Below are 14666 nucleotides of genomic sequence, written 5' to 3'. Positions count from 1 at the left end.
CGCGAGGTGGAGCTAATCCCATAAAACCGATCGTAGTCCGGATCGCAGTCTGCAACTCGACTGCGTGAAGTCGGAATCGCTAGTAATCGCGAATCAGAATGTCGCGGTGAATACGTTCCCGGGCCTTGTACACACCGCCCGTCACACCATGGGAGTGGGTTGCACCAGAAGTAGCTAGTCTAACCTTCGGGGGGACGGTTACCACGGTGTGATTCATGACTGGGGTGAAGTCGTAACAAGGTAGCCGTAGGGGAACCTGCGGCTGGATCACCTCCTTAATCGACGACATCAGCTGCTCCATAAGTTCCCACACGAATTGCTTGATTCATTGAAGAAGACGATATGAAGCAGCCTGTATCAGGTTGTAGCTGTGTTGGTTAGAGCGCACCCCATGCTGTGTGGTAAAGAGCAGGGTGAGGTCGGCCTTAGTAGCTCGAAATTGGGTCTGTAGCTCAGTTGGTTAGAGCGCACCCCTGATAAGGGTGAGGTCGGCAGTTCGAATCTGCCCAGACCCACCAATTTTGTGTGGGAATACCTGTAGAAATACGGGGCCATAGCTCAGCTGGGAGAGCGCCTGCCTTGCACGCAGGAGGTCAACGGTTCGATCCCGTTTGGCTCCACCACTACTGCTTCTGTTGTTGAAAGCTTAGAAATGAGCATTCCATTGTGATGATGGTGAATGTTGATTTCTAGTCTTTGGCTAGATCGTTCTTTAAAAATTTGGGTATGTGATAGAAAGATAGACTGAACGTTACTTTCACTGGTAACGGATCAGGCTAAGGTAAAATTTGTGAGTTGCTCTTAATTGAGCATGCGAATTTTCGGCGAATGTCGTCTTCACAGTATAACCAGATTGCTTGGGGTTATATGGTCAAGTGAAGAAGCGCATACGGTGGATGCCTTGGCAGTCAGAGGCGATGAAAGACGTGGTAGCCTGCGAAAAGCTTCGGGGAGTCGGCAAACAGACTTTGATCCGGAGATGTCTGAATGGGGGAACCCAGCCATCATAAGATGGTTATCTTGTACTGAATACATAGGTGCAAGAGGCGAACCAGGGGAACTGAAACATCTAAGTACCCTGAGGAAAAGAAATCAACCGAGATTCCCTTAGTAGTGGCGAGCGAACGGGGACTAGCCCTTAAGTTGATTTGAGATTAGCGGAACGCTCTGGAAAGTGCGGCCATAGTGGGTGATAGCCCTGTACGCGAAAATCTCTTGTCAATGAAATCGAGTAGGACGGAGCACGAGAAACTTTGTCTGAATATGGGGGGACCATCCTCCAAGGCTAAATACTACTGACTGACCGATAGTGAACTAGTACCGTGAGGGAAAGGCGAAAAGAACCCCGGAGAGGGGAGTGAAATAGATCCTGAAACCGTATGCGTACAAGCAGTGGGAGCCCACTTTGTTGGGTGACTGCGTACCTTTTGTATAATGGGTCAGCGACTTATTTTCAGTGGCGAGCTTAACCGAATAGGGGAGGCGTAGCGAAAGCGAGTCTTAATAGGGCGTCTAGTCGCTGGGAATAGACCCGAAACCGGGCGATCTATCCATGGGCAGGTTGAAGGTTAGGTAACACTGACTGGAGGACCGAACCGACTACCGTTGAAAAGTTAGCGGATGACCTGTGGATCGGAGTGAAAGGCTAATCAAGCTCGGAGATAGCTGGTTCTCCTCGAAAGCTATTTAGGTAGCGCCTCATGTATCACTGTAGGGGGTAGAGCACTGTTTCGGCTAGGGGGTCATCCCGACTTACCAAACCGATGCAAACTCCGAATACCTACAAGTGCCGAGCATGGGAGACACACGGCGGGTGCTAACGTCCGTCGTGAAAAGGGAAACAACCCAGACCGTCAGCTAAGGTCCCAAAGTTATGGTTAAGTGGGAAACGATGTGGGAAGGCTTAGACAGCTAGGAGGTTGGCTTAGAAGCAGCCACCCTTTAAAGAAAGCGTAATAGCTCACTAGTCGAGTCGGCCTGCGCGGAAGATGTAACGGGGCTCAAACCATACACCGAAGCTACGGGTATCACTTAGGTGATGCGGTAGAGGAGCGTTCTGTAAGCCTGTGAAGGTGAGTTGAGAAGCTTGCTGGAGGTATCAGAAGTGCGAATGCTGACATGAGTAACGACAATGGGTGTGAAAAACACCCACGCCGAAAGACCAAGGTTTCCTGCGCAACGTTAATCGACGCAGGGTTAGTCGGTCCCTAAGGCGAGGCTGAAAAGCGTAGTCGATGGAAAACAGGTTAATATTCCTGTACTTCTGGTTATTGCGATGGAGGGACGGAGAAGGCTAGGCCAGCTTGGCGTTGGTTGTCCAAGTTTAAGGTGGTAGGCTGGAATCTTAGGTAAATCCGGGATTCTAAGGCCGAGAGCTGATGACGAGTGTTCTTTTAGAACACGAAGTGGTTGATGCCATGCTTCCAAGAAAAGCTTCTAAGCTTCAGGTAACCAGGAACCGTACCCCAAACCGACACAGGTGGTTGGGTAGAGAATACCAAGGCGCTTGAGAGAACTCGGGTGAAGGAACTAGGCAAAATGGCACCGTAACTTCGGGAGAAGGTGCGCCGGTGAGGGTGAAGCACTTGCTGCGTAAGCCCACGCCGGTCGAAGATACCAGGCCGCTGCGACTGTTTATTAAAAACACAGCACTCTGCAAACACGAAAGTGGACGTATAGGGTGTGACGCCTGCCCGGTGCCGGAAGGTTAATTGATGGGGTTAGCTAACGCGAAGCTCTTGATCGAAGCCCCGGTAAACGGCGGCCGTAACTATAACGGTCCTAAGGTAGCGAAATTCCTTGTCGGGTAAGTTCCGACCTGCACGAATGGCGTAACGATGGCGGCGCTGTCTCCACCCGAGACTCAGTGAAATTGAAATCGCTGTGAAGATGCAGTGTATCCGCGGCTAGACGGAAAGACCCCGTGAACCTTTACTATAGCTTTGCACTGGACTTTGAATTTGCTTGTGTAGGATAGGTGGGAGGCTTTGAAGCGTGGACGCCAGTTCGCGTGGAGCCATCCTTGAAATACCACCCTGGCAACTTTGAGGTTCTAACTCAGGTCCGTTATCCGGATCGAGGACAGTGTATGGTGGGTAGTTTGACTGGGGCGGTCTCCTCCTAAAGAGTAACGGAGGAGTACGAAGGTGCGCTCAGACCGGTCGGAAATCGGTCGTAGAGTATAAAGGCAAAAGCGCGCTTGACTGCGAGACAGACACGTCGAGCAGGTACGAAAGTAGGTCTTAGTGATCCGGTGGTTCTGTATGGAAGGGCCATCGCTCAACGGATAAAAGGTACTCCGGGGATAACAGGCTGATACCGCCCAAGAGTTCATATCGACGGCGGTGTTTGGCACCTCGATGTCGGCTCATCACATCCTGGGGCTGAAGCCGGTCCCAAGGGTATGGCTGTTCGCCATTTAAAGTGGTACGCGAGCTGGGTTTAGAACGTCGTGAGACAGTTCGGTCCCTATCTGCCGTGGACGTTTGAGATTTGAGAGGGGCTGCTCCTAGTACGAGAGGACCGGAGTGGACGAACCTCTGGTGTTCCGGTTGTCACGCCAGTGGCATTGCCGGGTAGCTATGTTCGGAATAGATAACCGCTGAAAGCATCTAAGCGGGAAACTAGCCTCAAGATGAGATCTCACTGGAGCCTTGAGCTCCCTGAAGGGCCGTCGAAGACTACGACGTTGATAGGTTGGGTGTGTAAGCGCTGTGAGGCGTTGAGCTAACCAATACTAATTGCCCGTGAGGCTTGACCATATAACACCCAAGCAATTTGTATGCTTCGAGCTGAAAAGCGAAAGGGCACCAGATTGCGGTGTGTGAAGACGCAATGAACCGAAAGTTCGCAAGCATAAACCGCACAAACTATCGCATACCCAATTTGCTGAAGCGTCGAAAGACGGTTCGGTACCCGAATTTCTTGACGACCATAGAGCATTGGAACCACCTGATCCCATCCCGAACTCAGAAGTGAAACGATGCATCGCCGATGGTAGTGTGGGGTTTCCCCATGTGAGAGTAGGTCATCGTCAAGATTAAATTCCGAAACCCCTATCTGCGTATGCAGGTAGGGGTTTTGTTTTGCTCGCAGGAAAACTGACGTTTAGGGTTTCTATGCAACTGCTCGGTGCATGGCTATCATGCGGGCCTCATTGTGAGGCGAGACTTGCATGCTGACGTTGTTAAAGCTTCTTAAGGATGGTCGATTCCATTCGGGCCAGGCCCTGGGCGTCGCCTTGGGCGTCAGTCGTAGCGCTGTATGGAAGCAGCTTCAGCATTTGGAGGCTGAGCTCGGCTTATCCATTCATAAAGTGCGCGGTCGCGGCTATCAGCTGGCTGCGCCATTGACGCTGCTTGATCCTGTCGAGATATGCGCGCGTGAGCCTTCCTGTGAGTGGCCCATCCTGGTCCTCGACTCAATTGACTCTACCAATGCTGAAGCTTTGCGCGCTATCGAGCGTGGCCAGATCGCGCCATTTCTGGTGCTTGCCGAGCGGCAAACGGCCGGTCGCGGACGGCGTGGACGCAAGTGGGTGAGTCCGTTCGCAGAAAACATCTATTACAGCCTGGTGTTGCGCATTGAGGGTGGGATGCGGCAGCTGGAAGGCTTGAGTCTAGTTGTTGGGCTCGCCGTACTGCAGGCCTTGCGAGAGCTTGGTATTTCAGGCGCGGGTTTGAAGTGGCCTAATGATGTTCTGGTTGGTCAGAAAAAAATTGCTGGAATATTGCTCGAATTAGTGGGCGATCCTGCAGATGTGTGTCACGTAGTGATCGGTGTCGGGATCAATGTGAACATGCAGATGACTGATGAGGTTGACCAGCAGTGGACGTCCATGCGGCTCGAGTCGGGTAAGGCGGTTGATCGCAATCACCTGGTTGCGAAGTTGGGGGTGATGCTCCGGGCCTACTTGAGTCGCCACCAGGTCGACGGATTTCCGGCTATCCGGGCGGAGTGGGAGCAAAATCATCTATGGCAGGGGCGCGCCGTGTCGTTGATTGCTGGAGCTAGTCAGATAGATGGAGAGGTGTTGGGTATCGATGGTCAGGGTGCCTTGCGCTTGAAGGTGGATGGCGTGGAAAAAGTCTTTAGTGGTGGTGAGCTCAGCCTGAGGTTGCGTGATGATACTTGAGCTCGATTGTGGAAACAGTTTCATCAAGTGGCGTGTGCTCGGCGCGGATGTCGGGCGGGTGGTTGGTGAGGGTGTCGTTGATTCGGATCTCGCGCTGCTTGAGAGTTTGAAGGGGCTCAAGGGGCTCGCTCTCAAGCATTGTCGGTTAGTGAGTGTCAGAACCGCTGAAGAAACCGGAGCCTTGATCTCTTCGTTGACAGAGGCTTTCGGCGTTTCCGTGGTGTGTGCCACACCGGCTCGCGAAATGTCCGGGGTTCGTAATGGCTATGAAGAGTTCGAGCGGCTAGGACTTGATCGCTGGCTTGCAATGCTCGGAGGATTTCACCTGGCTTCAGGTGCTTGTCTGGTGCTTGACTTCGGTACCGCGGTCACTGCTGATTTTGTCGCTAGGGATGGCGAGCATCTTGGAGGCTTCATCTGTCCGGGAATGCCCTTAATGCGTAACCAGTTGCGTACTCATACCCGTAGAATCCGCTATGGCGACCTTGCTGCCGAGCGTGCTTTGGAGAGTCTTGTTCCTGGGCGTACTACCGTCGAGGCGGTCGAGCGAGGTTGTGTGCTGATGTTGAGGGGCTTTGTTCAGGCTCAGCTAGATTTGGCGCGCAGCTATTGGGGGGAGGATTTCGCTGTATTCCTCACAGGAGGAGATGCTGATCTGGTCTCCGAGATTGCGCCTGGGGCCAGGGTGGTTCCAGATCTGGTGTTTGTAGGGTTGGCTATGGCGTGTCCCTTGTCTTGAGGTTTTTATGCGTTGGTTGTTCCTGCTGCTGCTTGTTCTCAATGTGTTCTATTACGTCTGGCACCAACAGGAGGCCCCGCTTCGCGCGAAGGATGTGACCCCCTTGAGTATGTATCGGGGCTCTCAGCAGGACATTCGTTTGTTGAGCGAGGCGACTGATACGACCCGAGACAAAGGAAAATCCACGCAGCCGGAAAGCAGTTGTCTCTATCTGGGCGGCTCTGCCCGGCAGGAAGTCGCTCAGGCAATCGAGCATCGATTGAGTGGCATGGACATCAAGTTTCAGCCGTTGCCGAAGGACCTCCCTGAATATGCGGGTTACTGGGTGCGTGTGGCACCGGAAAGCCGGCGTTTGCTGGATGACTTGCAGTTGCAAAGCCTTTCTAAAGAATTCAATGAGTTAAAACATAAAATAATGCCGTGTGAGGGGGTTGCACCTGTCGAATAGTTTGCATAGAATGGCGCCCGCTTCGCAGTGAAGACCTTTTAAAGGTTGACGGTGCGAAGCGAGGTCAACGCAGCTAACCTCAGGTTTTTAATGAGAAAATGCTTGACAGAAGGCTGGCATAGTATAGAATGCCGGCTCGCTTAGGAGGGGTTCCCGAGCGGCCAAAGGGATCAGACTGTAAATCTGACGTCTACGACTTCGAAGGTTCGAATCCTTCCCCCTCCACCATTTTTAGCGAGAGCTGCAAGCTCCGCGGGTATAGTTTAGTGGTAGAACCTCAGCCTTCCAAGCTGATGATGCGGGTTCGATTCCCGCTACCCGCTCCAGGTTTGCAGGTCCTGCAAAGTGTTACGCTCTTGTAGCTCAGTTGGTAGAGCACACCCTTGGTAAGGGTGAGGTCAGCGGTTCAAATCCGCTCAAGAGCTCCATATAACAAGGCAGATATGAAAATATCTGCCTTTGTTTTAATGGCTTGTAGATGCGCGTTGTTGCCTGAGAGGGTGTTGTGCATCTTTGGTGCTGGTGTGCATGGCCAGGATCGATGAGTAAATTGTTGTAAAGTCTTTTTCGGGCCGGCATAATGGTCGGCCTGATTTTGTTTTAGGTCAGTAGCTCAATTGGCAGAGCGACGGTCTCCAAAACCGTAGGTTGGGGGTTCGATTCCCTCCTGACCTGCCAGATTCACCAGGTGTGTCTGGCTTTCTTTTCACAGGATCTTCATAGATGACTCCTAAAGCTGAAGCTCAAGGCTCTCGCTTCGATCTACTCAAGTGGCTGGTAGTAGTTGCTTTGGTGATTGTTGGCGTTGTTGGCAATCAGTATTACTCTGCTTCGCCGATCCTGTACCGCGTGCTCGCTTTGCTGGTCATTGCTGCTGTAGCTGCCTTTGTAGGCCTGCAGACGGTTAAGGGCAAGTCTTTCTTTGTACTGGTTAAGGAAGCGCGCACCGAGATTCGTAAAGTCGTTTGGCCAACTCGCCAAGAAACTACGCAGACCACGTTGATCGTTGTGGCTGTTGTTCTGGTTATGGCGTTGCTGTTGTGGGGGCTTGATTCCCTGCTCGGTTGGCTTGTTTCCTTGATCGTCGGCTAAGGGTGTCCCGTGGCTAAGCGTTGGTACGTTGTGCATGCTTACTCCGGTTACGAGAAGCATGTCATGCGTTCGTTGATCGAGCGCGTAAAGCTGGCTGGCATGGAAGATGGCTTCGGCGAAATTCTGGTTCCCACTGAAGAAGTGGTTGAGATGCGTAATGGCCAGAAGCGCAAAAGCGAACGCAAATTCTTCCCTGGTTATGTGCTGGTTCAGATGGACATGAACGAGGGTACTTGGCACTTGGTCAAGGATACTCCTCGGGTGATGGGCTTCATCGGTGGTACTGCCGACAAGCCTGCACCAATCACAGATAAAGAAGCAGAAGCGATTCTGCGTCGCGTTGCTGATGGTAGCGACAAGCCGAAGCCGAAGACGTTGTTCGAGCCGGGTGAGTCGGTACGTGTCAACGACGGGCCGTTTGCCGATTTTACCGGCACGGTTGAAGAGGTTAACTACGAAAAGAGCCGGATCCAAGTGGCGGTGCTCATTTTCGGTCGCTCTACTCCGGTAGAGTTGGAGTTCAGTCAGGTCGAAAAGGTCTAGCTGAGCAAGCATCCCAACCCCGCAGCCCTAGGCTGTGGGGTTTTGTCGTCACTGGGATAAACGCGCAAGTAACCGGGGAGCCTTTCGAGGCGTTTGAACCCGTAATTGGAGTGCCTCATGGCCAAGAAGATTACCGCTTACATCAAGCTGCAAGTGAAGGCCGCTCAGGCTAACCCAAGCCCACCTGTTGGTCCTGCTCTGGGTCAGCACGGCGTGAACATCATGGAATTCTGCAAGGCTTTCAACGCCCGTACTCAGGGTCTTGAGCCAGGTCTGCCGACTCCAGTGATCATCACTGTCTACAGCGACCGTAGCTTCACGTTCGAAACCAAATCCACTCCTGCTTCGGTTCTGCTGAAGAAGGCTGCTGGTCTGACTAGCGGTTCCGCTCGTCCGAACACCGTTAAGGTTGGCACTGTGACTCGTGCTCAGCTGGAAGAAATCGCGAAAACCAAAAACGCGGATCTGACTGCAGCTGATATGGAAGCAGCCGTGCGTACTATCGCCGGTTCTGCTCGTAGCATGGGCCTTAACGTGGAGGGTGTGTAATGGCTAAGCTGACCAAGCGTCAAAAGGCTATCGCCGGCAAAATCGAAGCAGGCAAGGCCTACAACTTTGTAGACGCTGCTGCTCTGCTGTCCGAGCTGTCGACTGTCAAGTTCAGCGAGTCGTTCGACGTAGCTGTGAACCTGGGTGTTGACCCGCGTAAATCCGACCAGGTCGTTCGTAGCGCTACCGTGCTGCCGCACGGTACCGGCAAGACCGTTCGCGTTGCTGTGTTCACTCAGGGTCCAGCTGCCGAGGCCGCTCTGGCTGCCGGCGCTGACCGTGTAGGTATGGACGACCTGGCTGCCGAAATGAAAGGCGGCGACCTGAACTATGACGTAGTGATCGCATCCCCGGATGCAATGCGCGTTGTAGGTCAGTTGGGTCAGATCCTCGGTCCACGTGGTCTGATGCCTAACCCTAAAGTCGGCACAGTAACTCCAGACGTAGCTACCGCGGTTAAAAACGCCAAGGCTGGTCAGGTTCGTTATCGCACCGACAAAAACGGCATCATCCACACTTCCGTTGGCAAAGTCGGCTTCGATGCCGTCAAGCTGAAGGAAAACGTTGAAGCCCTGATCGCTGATCTGAAGCGTATCAAGCCAGCTTCCTCGAAAGGTATTTACGTCAAGCGCGTTACCCTGAGCACTACTATGGGTCCAGGTCTGGTCATCGACCAGGGTTCGCTCGACGCGTAAGACGCAGGTTGGCGCAAGTAATTGCGCCAATTGAAAGATTGGGGTCCCTGCCTGGCGGGGGCTATCCAAGACCGTAGGCGACGCAAGTCTTAAACCTCAAGCCTACGCAGATGGTGCTCCCGGTTCCTTACCGAATCAGACACCAAAACGACATCCGGTTTCGACTGGATGAAACGGTAACAAGCAGGAGTTAAACCCGTGGCAATTAAACTCGAAGACAAGAAGGCCATCGTCGCTGAAGTCAACGAGGCTGCCAAAGTCGCTCTGTCCGCTGTCGTGGCTGATGCCCGTGGCGTAACAGTAGGCGCGATGACCGGACTCCGTAAAGAGGCTCGTGAAGCTGGCGTTTATGTACGTGTCGTACGTAACACCCTGCTCAAGCGCGCTGTTGCTGACACTGAATTCAGTGTCCTCAACGACGTGTTCACCGGCCCTACCCTGATTGCATTCTCCAAAGAACATCCAGGCGCTGCTGCCCGGATTTTCAAAGAGTTCGCCAAGGGTCAGGACAAGTTCGAGATCAAGGCAGCTGCGTTTGATGGCAAGTTCCTTGCCGCTAACCAGATCGACGTGTTGGCTACCCTGCCGACCCGCGACGAAGCTATTGCGAAACTGATGAGCGTGATCCAAGGCGCTACCAGCAAGCTGGCTCGTACCCTGGCAGCCGTTCGCGACCAGAAAGAAGCTGCTGCTGCCTAAGGCACAGCGAGACCTTTCAAAATCATATGTTTAATTTGATGGCTGCGTAAGCTGTCACCCCAATACAGGATTCAAGTCATGTCTCTGACTAACGAACAAATCATCGAAGCAATCGGCCAGAAAACCGTTCTGGAAGTTGTTGAGCTGATCAAAGCAATGGAAGAAACCTTCGGCGTTACCGCTGCTGTTGCTGCTGCTGGTCCAGCTGCTGCTGCCGCTGTTGTTGAAGAGCAAACTGAATTCAACGTCATGCTGACCGAAGCTGGCGAGAAGAAAGTTAACGTGATCAAGGCTGTACGTGAACTGACCGGTCTGGGCCTGAAAGAAGCCAAGGCTGTAGTTGACGGCGCTCCTGCCATGGTTCTGGAAGCTGTTGCCAAAGACGCAGCTGACAAAGCCAAAGCAGCTCTGGAAGAAGCAGGCGCTAAAGTCGAGCTGAAATAAGCATCGACTTTGCTCCTCCAGCCCGAGCGTTAAGCGAAAGGCTGATGGCTGGTGGCTCTTGCCACCGGCCTTTTTCCGTTATTGGCAGCCGACTGGGTCGGTGCTGGTAACGAGCTGTATCCACCCGATGTGGTGGCGCAAACCATGGGGTTTGCACGATTTTCTGGCTGCTCCCGTCGGGAGGGGCCAAACAAGCAGGTGACCAAGCTGGGGAACGCTGATGGCTTACTCATATACTGAGAAAAAACGTATCCGCAAGGACTTTAGCAAGTTGCCGGACGTCATGGATGTGCCGTACCTCCTGGCCATCCAGCTGGATTCGTATCGTGAATTCTTGCAAGCGGGAGCGACTAAAGATCAGTTCCGCGACGTGGGCCTGCATGCGGCCTTCAAATCCGTTTTCCCGATCATCAGCTACTCCGGCAATGCTGCGCTGGAGTACGTCGGTTATCGCCTGGGCGAACCGGCATTTGATGTCAAAGAATGCGTATTGCGCGGTGTAACTTATGCCGTACCTTTGCGGGTAAAAGTGCGCCTGATCATTTTCGACAAAGAATCGTCGAACAAAGCGATCAAGGACATCAAAGAGCAAGAAGTCTACATGGGTGAAATCCCCCTGATGACTGAGAACGGTACCTTCGTAATCAACGGTACCGAGCGTGTAATCGTTTCCCAGCTGCACCGTTCCCCGGGCGTGTTCTTCGACCACGACCGTGGCAAGACGCACAGCTCCGGCAAACTGCTGTACTCCGCGCGCATCATTCCTTACCGCGGTTCGTGGCTGGACTTCGAGTTCGACCCGAAAGATTGCGTATTTGTGCGTATCGACCGTCGCCGCAAGCTGCCTGCATCGGTACTGCTGCGCGCGCTGGGCTATACCACTGAAGAAGTGCTGGACGCGTTCTACACCACCAACGTCTTCCATGTGCAGGGTGAAAACCTCAGCCTGGAACTGGTGCCTCAGCGCCTGCGTGGTGAAATTGCTGTCCTCGATATTCAGGATGACAAAGGCAAGGTTATTGTCGAGCAAGGTCGTCGTATTACCGCTCGCCACATCAACCAGCTGGAAAAAGCCGGGATCAAAGAGCTGCAAGTGCCTCTGGACTACGTCCTGGGTCGCACTACCGCCAAGGTCATCGTGCATCCGGCTACCGGCGAAATCCTGGCAGAGTGCAACACCGAGCTGAACACCGAAATCCTGGCAAAAATTGCCAAGGCGGGCGTTGTTCGCATCGAAACTCTGTACACCAACGATATCGACTGCGGTCCGTTCGTCTCCGACACCCTGAAGATCGACTCCACCAGCAACCAATTGGAAGCGCTGGTCGAGATCTATCGCATGATGCGTCCAGGCGAGCCGCCAACCAAGGACGCTGCCGAGACACTGTTCAACAACCTGTTCTTCAGTCCTGAGCGCTATGACCTGTCTGCGGTCGGCCGGATGAAGTTCAACCGTCGTATCGGTCGTACCGAGATCGAAGGTTCGGGCGTGTTGTGCAAAGAAGACATCGTCGCGGTTCTGAAGACTCTGGTCGACATCCGTAACGGTAAAGGCATCGTCGATGACATCGACCACCTGGGTAACCGTCGTGTTCGCTGCGTAGGCGAAATGGCCGAGAACCAGTTCCGCGTTGGCCTGGTACGTGTTGAGCGTGCGGTCAAAGAGCGTCTGTCGATGGCTGAAAGCGAAGGCCTGATGCCGCAAGACCTGATCAACGCCAAGCCAGTGGCTGCGGCGGTGAAAGAGTTCTTCGGTTCCAGTCAGCTGTCCCAGTTCATGGACCAGAACAACCCGCTGTCCGAGATCACCCACAAGCGTCGTGTCTCTGCACTCGGCCCAGGCGGTTTGACTCGCGAACGTGCAGGCTTCGAAGTCCGTGACGTACACCCGACTCACTACGGTCGTGTATGCCCGATTGAAACGCCGGAAGGTCCGAACATCGGTCTGATCAACTCCCTGGCCGCCTATGCGCGCACCAACCAGTACGGCTTCCTCGAGAGCCCGTACCGCGTGGTGAAAGACGCTCTGGTCACCGACGAGATCGTTTTCCTGTCCGCCATCGAAGAAGCTGATCACGTGATCGCTCAGGCTTCGGCCACGATGAACGACAAGAAAGTCCTGATCGACGAGCTGGTAGCTGTTCGTCACTTGAACGAGTTCACCGTCAAGGCGCCGGAAGATGTCACCTTGATGGACGTGTCGCCGAAGCAGGTAGTTTCGGTTGCTGCGTCGCTGATCCCGTTCCTCGAGCACGACGACGCCAACCGTGCGTTGATGGGTTCGAACATGCAGCGTCAAGCTGTACCAACCCTGCGTGCTGACAAGCCGCTGGTAGGTACCGGCATGGAACGTAACGTGGCTCGCGACTCCGGCGTTTGCGTCGTGGCTCGTCGTGGCGGTGTGATCGATTCCGTCGACGCCAGCCGTATCGTGGTTCGTGTTGCTGATGATGAAGTTGAAACCGGCGAAGCTGGTGTCGACATCTACAACCTGACCAAGTACACCCGCTCCAACCAGAACACCTGCATCAACCAGCGTCCGCTGGTGAGCAAAGGTGATCGGGTTCAGCGCAGCGACATCATGGCCGACGGTCCGTCCACCGATATGGGTGAACTGGCTCTGGGTCAGAACATGCGCATCGCGTTCATGGCATGGAACGGCTTCAACTTCGAAGACTCCATCTGCCTGTCCGAGCGTGTTGTTCAGGAAGACCGTTTCACCACGATCCACATCCAGGAACTGACCTGTGTGGCGCGTGACACCAAGCTTGGGCCAGAGGAAATCACTGCAGACATCCCGAACGTGGGTGAAGCTGCACTGAACAAGCTGGACGAAGCCGGTATCGTTTACGTAGGTGCTGAAGTAGGCGCAGGCGACATCCTGGTAGGTAAGGTCACTCCGAAAGGCGAGACCCAACTGACTCCGGAAGAAAAACTGCTGCGTGCGATCTTCGGTGAAAAAGCCAGCGACGTTAAAGACACCTCCCTGCGTGTGCCTACCGGCACCAAGGGTACTGTCATCGACGTACAGGTCTTCACTCGTGACGGCGTTGAGCGTGATGCTCGTGCACTGTCGATCGAGAAGACTCAACTCGACGAGATCCGCAAGGACCTGAACGAAGAGTTCCGTATCGTTGAAGGCGCTACTTTCGAACGTCTGCGTTCCGCTCTGGTCGGCCACAAAGCCGAAGGCGGCGCCGGTCTGAAGAAAGGTCAGGAAATCACCGACGAAGTTCTCGACGGTCTTGAGCACGGCCAGTGGTTCAAGCTGCGCATGGCTGAAGATGCTCTGAACGAGCAGCTCGAGAAGGCTCAGGCCTACATCGTTGATCGCCGCCGTCTGCTGGACGACAAGTTCGAAGACAAGAAGCGCAAGCTGCAGCAGGGCGATGACCTGGCTCCAGGCGTGCTGAAAATCGTCAAGGTTTACCTGGCAATCCGTCGCCGCATCCAGCCGGGCGACAAGATGGCCGGTCGTCACGGTAACAAGGGTGTGGTCTCCGTGATCATGCCGGTTGAAGACATGCCGCACGATGCCAATGGCACCCCGGTCGACGTCGTCCTCAACCCGTTGGGCGTACCTTCGCGTATGAACGTTGGTCAGATCCTTGAAACCCACCTGGGCCTCGCGGCCAAAGGTCTGGGCGAGAAGATCAACCGGATGGTCGAAGAGCAGCGTAAGGTTGCTGAACTTCGCACCTTCCTGGACGAGATCTACAACCAGATCGGCGGTCGTAACGAAGATCTGGATAGCTTCTCCGACCAGGAAATTCTGGATCTGGCGAAGAACCTGCGTGGCGGCGTTCCAATGGCCACTCCAGTGTTCGACGGCGCCAAGGAAAGCGAAATCAAGGCCATGCTGAAACTGGCAGACCTGCCAGAAAGCGGCCAGATGCAGCTGACCGACGGCCGTACCGGCAACAAGTTCGAGCGCCCGGTTACTGTTGGCTACATGTACATGCTGAAGCTGAACCACTTGGTAGACGACAAGATGCACGCTCGTTCTACTGGTTCGTACAGCCTGGTTACCCAGCAGCCGCTGGGTGGTAAGGCGCAGTTCGGTGGTCAGCGTTTCGGGGAGATGGAGGTCTGGGCACTGGAAGCATACGGTGCTGCTTACACTCTGCAAGAAATGCTCACAGTGAAGTCGGACGATGTGAACGGCCGGACCAAGATGTACAAAAACATCGTGGACGGCGATCACCGTATGGAGCCGGGCATGCCCGAGTCCTTCAACGTGTTGATCAAGGAAATTCGTTCCCTCGGCATCGATATCGATCTGGAAACCGAATAACACGTGACGCGAATCGAGAGCGGGGCAGG

At 54.1% G+C, this 14666-nt stretch carries 10 protein-coding genes, 6 tRNA genes and 3 rRNA genes (1 of these 19 cut by a window edge); all 19 read left to right on the top strand.

Features of this window, described 5'->3' with window-relative positions; all coding sequences use genetic code 11:
• Window positions 1–278 (top strand): 16S ribosomal RNA (locus tag LOY28_RS26750) (it extends 1261 nt beyond the left edge of the window).
• 163 nt (window positions 279–441) lie between these two features.
• A tRNA-Ile gene (locus LOY28_RS26745) sits at window positions 442–518 on the top strand.
• 29 nt (window positions 519–547) lie between these two features.
• Window positions 548–623 (top strand) — tRNA-Ala (locus LOY28_RS26740).
• Between the two features lie 246 nt (window positions 624–869).
• Window positions 870–3761, top strand: a 23S ribosomal RNA gene (locus LOY28_RS26735).
• 162 nt (window positions 3762–3923) lie between these two features.
• A 5S ribosomal RNA gene (rrf, locus tag LOY28_RS26730) occupies window positions 3924–4039 on the top strand.
• Together the 16S, 23S and 5S rRNA genes with 2 tRNA genes alongside form the textbook arrangement of a ribosomal RNA operon.
• 135 nt (window positions 4040–4174) lie before the next feature.
• Window positions 4175–5134 (top strand): bifunctional biotin--[acetyl-CoA-carboxylase] ligase/biotin operon repressor BirA, encoded by a 960-nt coding sequence (gene birA, locus LOY28_RS26725; protein WP_018925649.1) that lies wholly within the window; start codon window positions 4175–4177, stop codon window positions 5132–5134.
• Window positions 5124–5873, top strand: a complete 750-nt coding sequence (locus LOY28_RS26720; RefSeq protein ID WP_018925650.1) for a pantothenate kinase — start codon at window positions 5124–5126, stop codon at window positions 5871–5873. Before birA ends, LOY28_RS26720 begins: the two co-directional genes overlap by 11 nt.
• 7 nt (window positions 5874–5880) lie before the next feature.
• A complete protein-coding gene (locus LOY28_RS26715) occupies window positions 5881–6321 on the top strand; it encodes a hypothetical protein (RefSeq protein ID WP_018925651.1) in 441 nt (146 codons plus the stop codon).
• Between the two features lie 143 nt (window positions 6322–6464).
• Window positions 6465–6549, top strand: a tRNA-Tyr gene (locus LOY28_RS26710).
• A gap of 24 nt (window positions 6550–6573) precedes the next feature.
• Window positions 6574–6647 (top strand) — tRNA-Gly (locus LOY28_RS26705).
• A gap of 26 nt (window positions 6648–6673) precedes the next feature.
• Window positions 6674–6749: transfer RNA gene (locus LOY28_RS26700), tRNA-Thr, on the top strand.
• Between the two features lie 174 nt (window positions 6750–6923).
• Window positions 6924–6999, top strand: a tRNA-Trp gene (locus LOY28_RS26695).
• Window positions 7000–7044: 45 nt separating this feature from the next.
• Window positions 7045–7413 carry a preprotein translocase subunit SecE gene (secE, locus tag LOY28_RS26690; protein WP_007933728.1) on the top strand — a complete coding sequence of 123 codons (369 nt, stop codon included), beginning with the start codon at window positions 7045–7047 and terminating at the stop codon, window positions 7411–7413.
• A 9-nt stretch (window positions 7414–7422) separates the two neighbouring features.
• Window positions 7423–7956, top strand: coding sequence for a transcription termination/antitermination protein NusG (gene nusG, locus LOY28_RS26685; protein WP_007933727.1), 534 nt, complete (start codon window positions 7423–7425; stop codon window positions 7954–7956).
• Between the two features lie 117 nt (window positions 7957–8073).
• Window positions 8074–8505, top strand: a complete 432-nt coding sequence (gene rplK, locus LOY28_RS26680) for a 50S ribosomal protein L11 (protein ID WP_007933726.1) — start codon at window positions 8074–8076, stop codon at window positions 8503–8505.
• Window positions 8505–9200, top strand: a complete 696-nt coding sequence (rplA, locus tag LOY28_RS26675; RefSeq protein WP_007933725.1) for a 50S ribosomal protein L1 — start codon at window positions 8505–8507, stop codon at window positions 9198–9200. Before rplK ends, rplA begins: the two co-directional genes overlap by 1 nt.
• A 198-nt stretch (window positions 9201–9398) precedes the next feature.
• On the top strand, window positions 9399–9899 hold the full coding sequence (gene rplJ, locus LOY28_RS26670; protein ID WP_018925653.1) for a 50S ribosomal protein L10: 501 nt from the start codon (window positions 9399–9401) through the stop codon (window positions 9897–9899).
• Between the two features lie 78 nt (window positions 9900–9977).
• Entirely contained in the window at window positions 9978–10343 is a 366-nt protein-coding gene (gene rplL / locus LOY28_RS26665; RefSeq protein ID WP_018925654.1) for a 50S ribosomal protein L7/L12, read from the top strand.
• Window positions 10344–10563: 220 nt separating this feature from the next.
• Window positions 10564–14637, top strand: a complete 4074-nt coding sequence (gene rpoB / locus LOY28_RS26660) for a DNA-directed RNA polymerase subunit beta (RefSeq protein ID WP_018925655.1) — start codon at window positions 10564–10566, stop codon at window positions 14635–14637.
• Window positions 14638–14666: the final 29 nt, after the last annotated feature.

The organism is Pseudomonas sp. B21-017 (assembly GCF_024749245.1).
GTDB lineage: Bacteria > Pseudomonadota > Gammaproteobacteria > Pseudomonadales > Pseudomonadaceae > Aquipseudomonas.
The sequence above is the reverse complement of the archived record's forward strand: the minus strand, read 5'-3'. Positions and strand labels throughout refer to the sequence as shown.

What these genes read in the sequence shown, in the direction of transcription:
- secE (WP_007933728.1), top strand. Translation starts at nt 7,045, where the DNA reads ATGACTCCTAAAGCTGAAGCTCAAGGCTCTCGCTTCGATCTACTCAAG.
- rplK (WP_007933726.1), top strand. Translation starts at nt 8,074, where the DNA reads ATGGCCAAGAAGATTACCGCTTACATCAAGCTGCAAGTGAAGGCCGCT.
- birA (WP_018925649.1), top strand. Translation starts at nt 4,175, where the DNA reads ATGCTGACGTTGTTAAAGCTTCTTAAGGATGGTCGATTCCATTCGGGC.
- LOY28_RS26715 (WP_018925651.1), top strand. Translation starts at nt 5,881, where the DNA reads ATGCGTTGGTTGTTCCTGCTGCTGCTTGTTCTCAATGTGTTCTATTAC.
- rplL (WP_018925654.1), top strand. Translation starts at nt 9,978, where the DNA reads ATGTCTCTGACTAACGAACAAATCATCGAAGCAATCGGCCAGAAAACC.
- rplA (WP_007933725.1), top strand. Translation starts at nt 8,505, where the DNA reads ATGGCTAAGCTGACCAAGCGTCAAAAGGCTATCGCCGGCAAAATCGAA.
- rpoB (WP_018925655.1), top strand. Translation starts at nt 10,564, where the DNA reads ATGGCTTACTCATATACTGAGAAAAAACGTATCCGCAAGGACTTTAGC.
- LOY28_RS26720 (WP_018925650.1), top strand. Translation starts at nt 5,124, where the DNA reads ATGATACTTGAGCTCGATTGTGGAAACAGTTTCATCAAGTGGCGTGTG.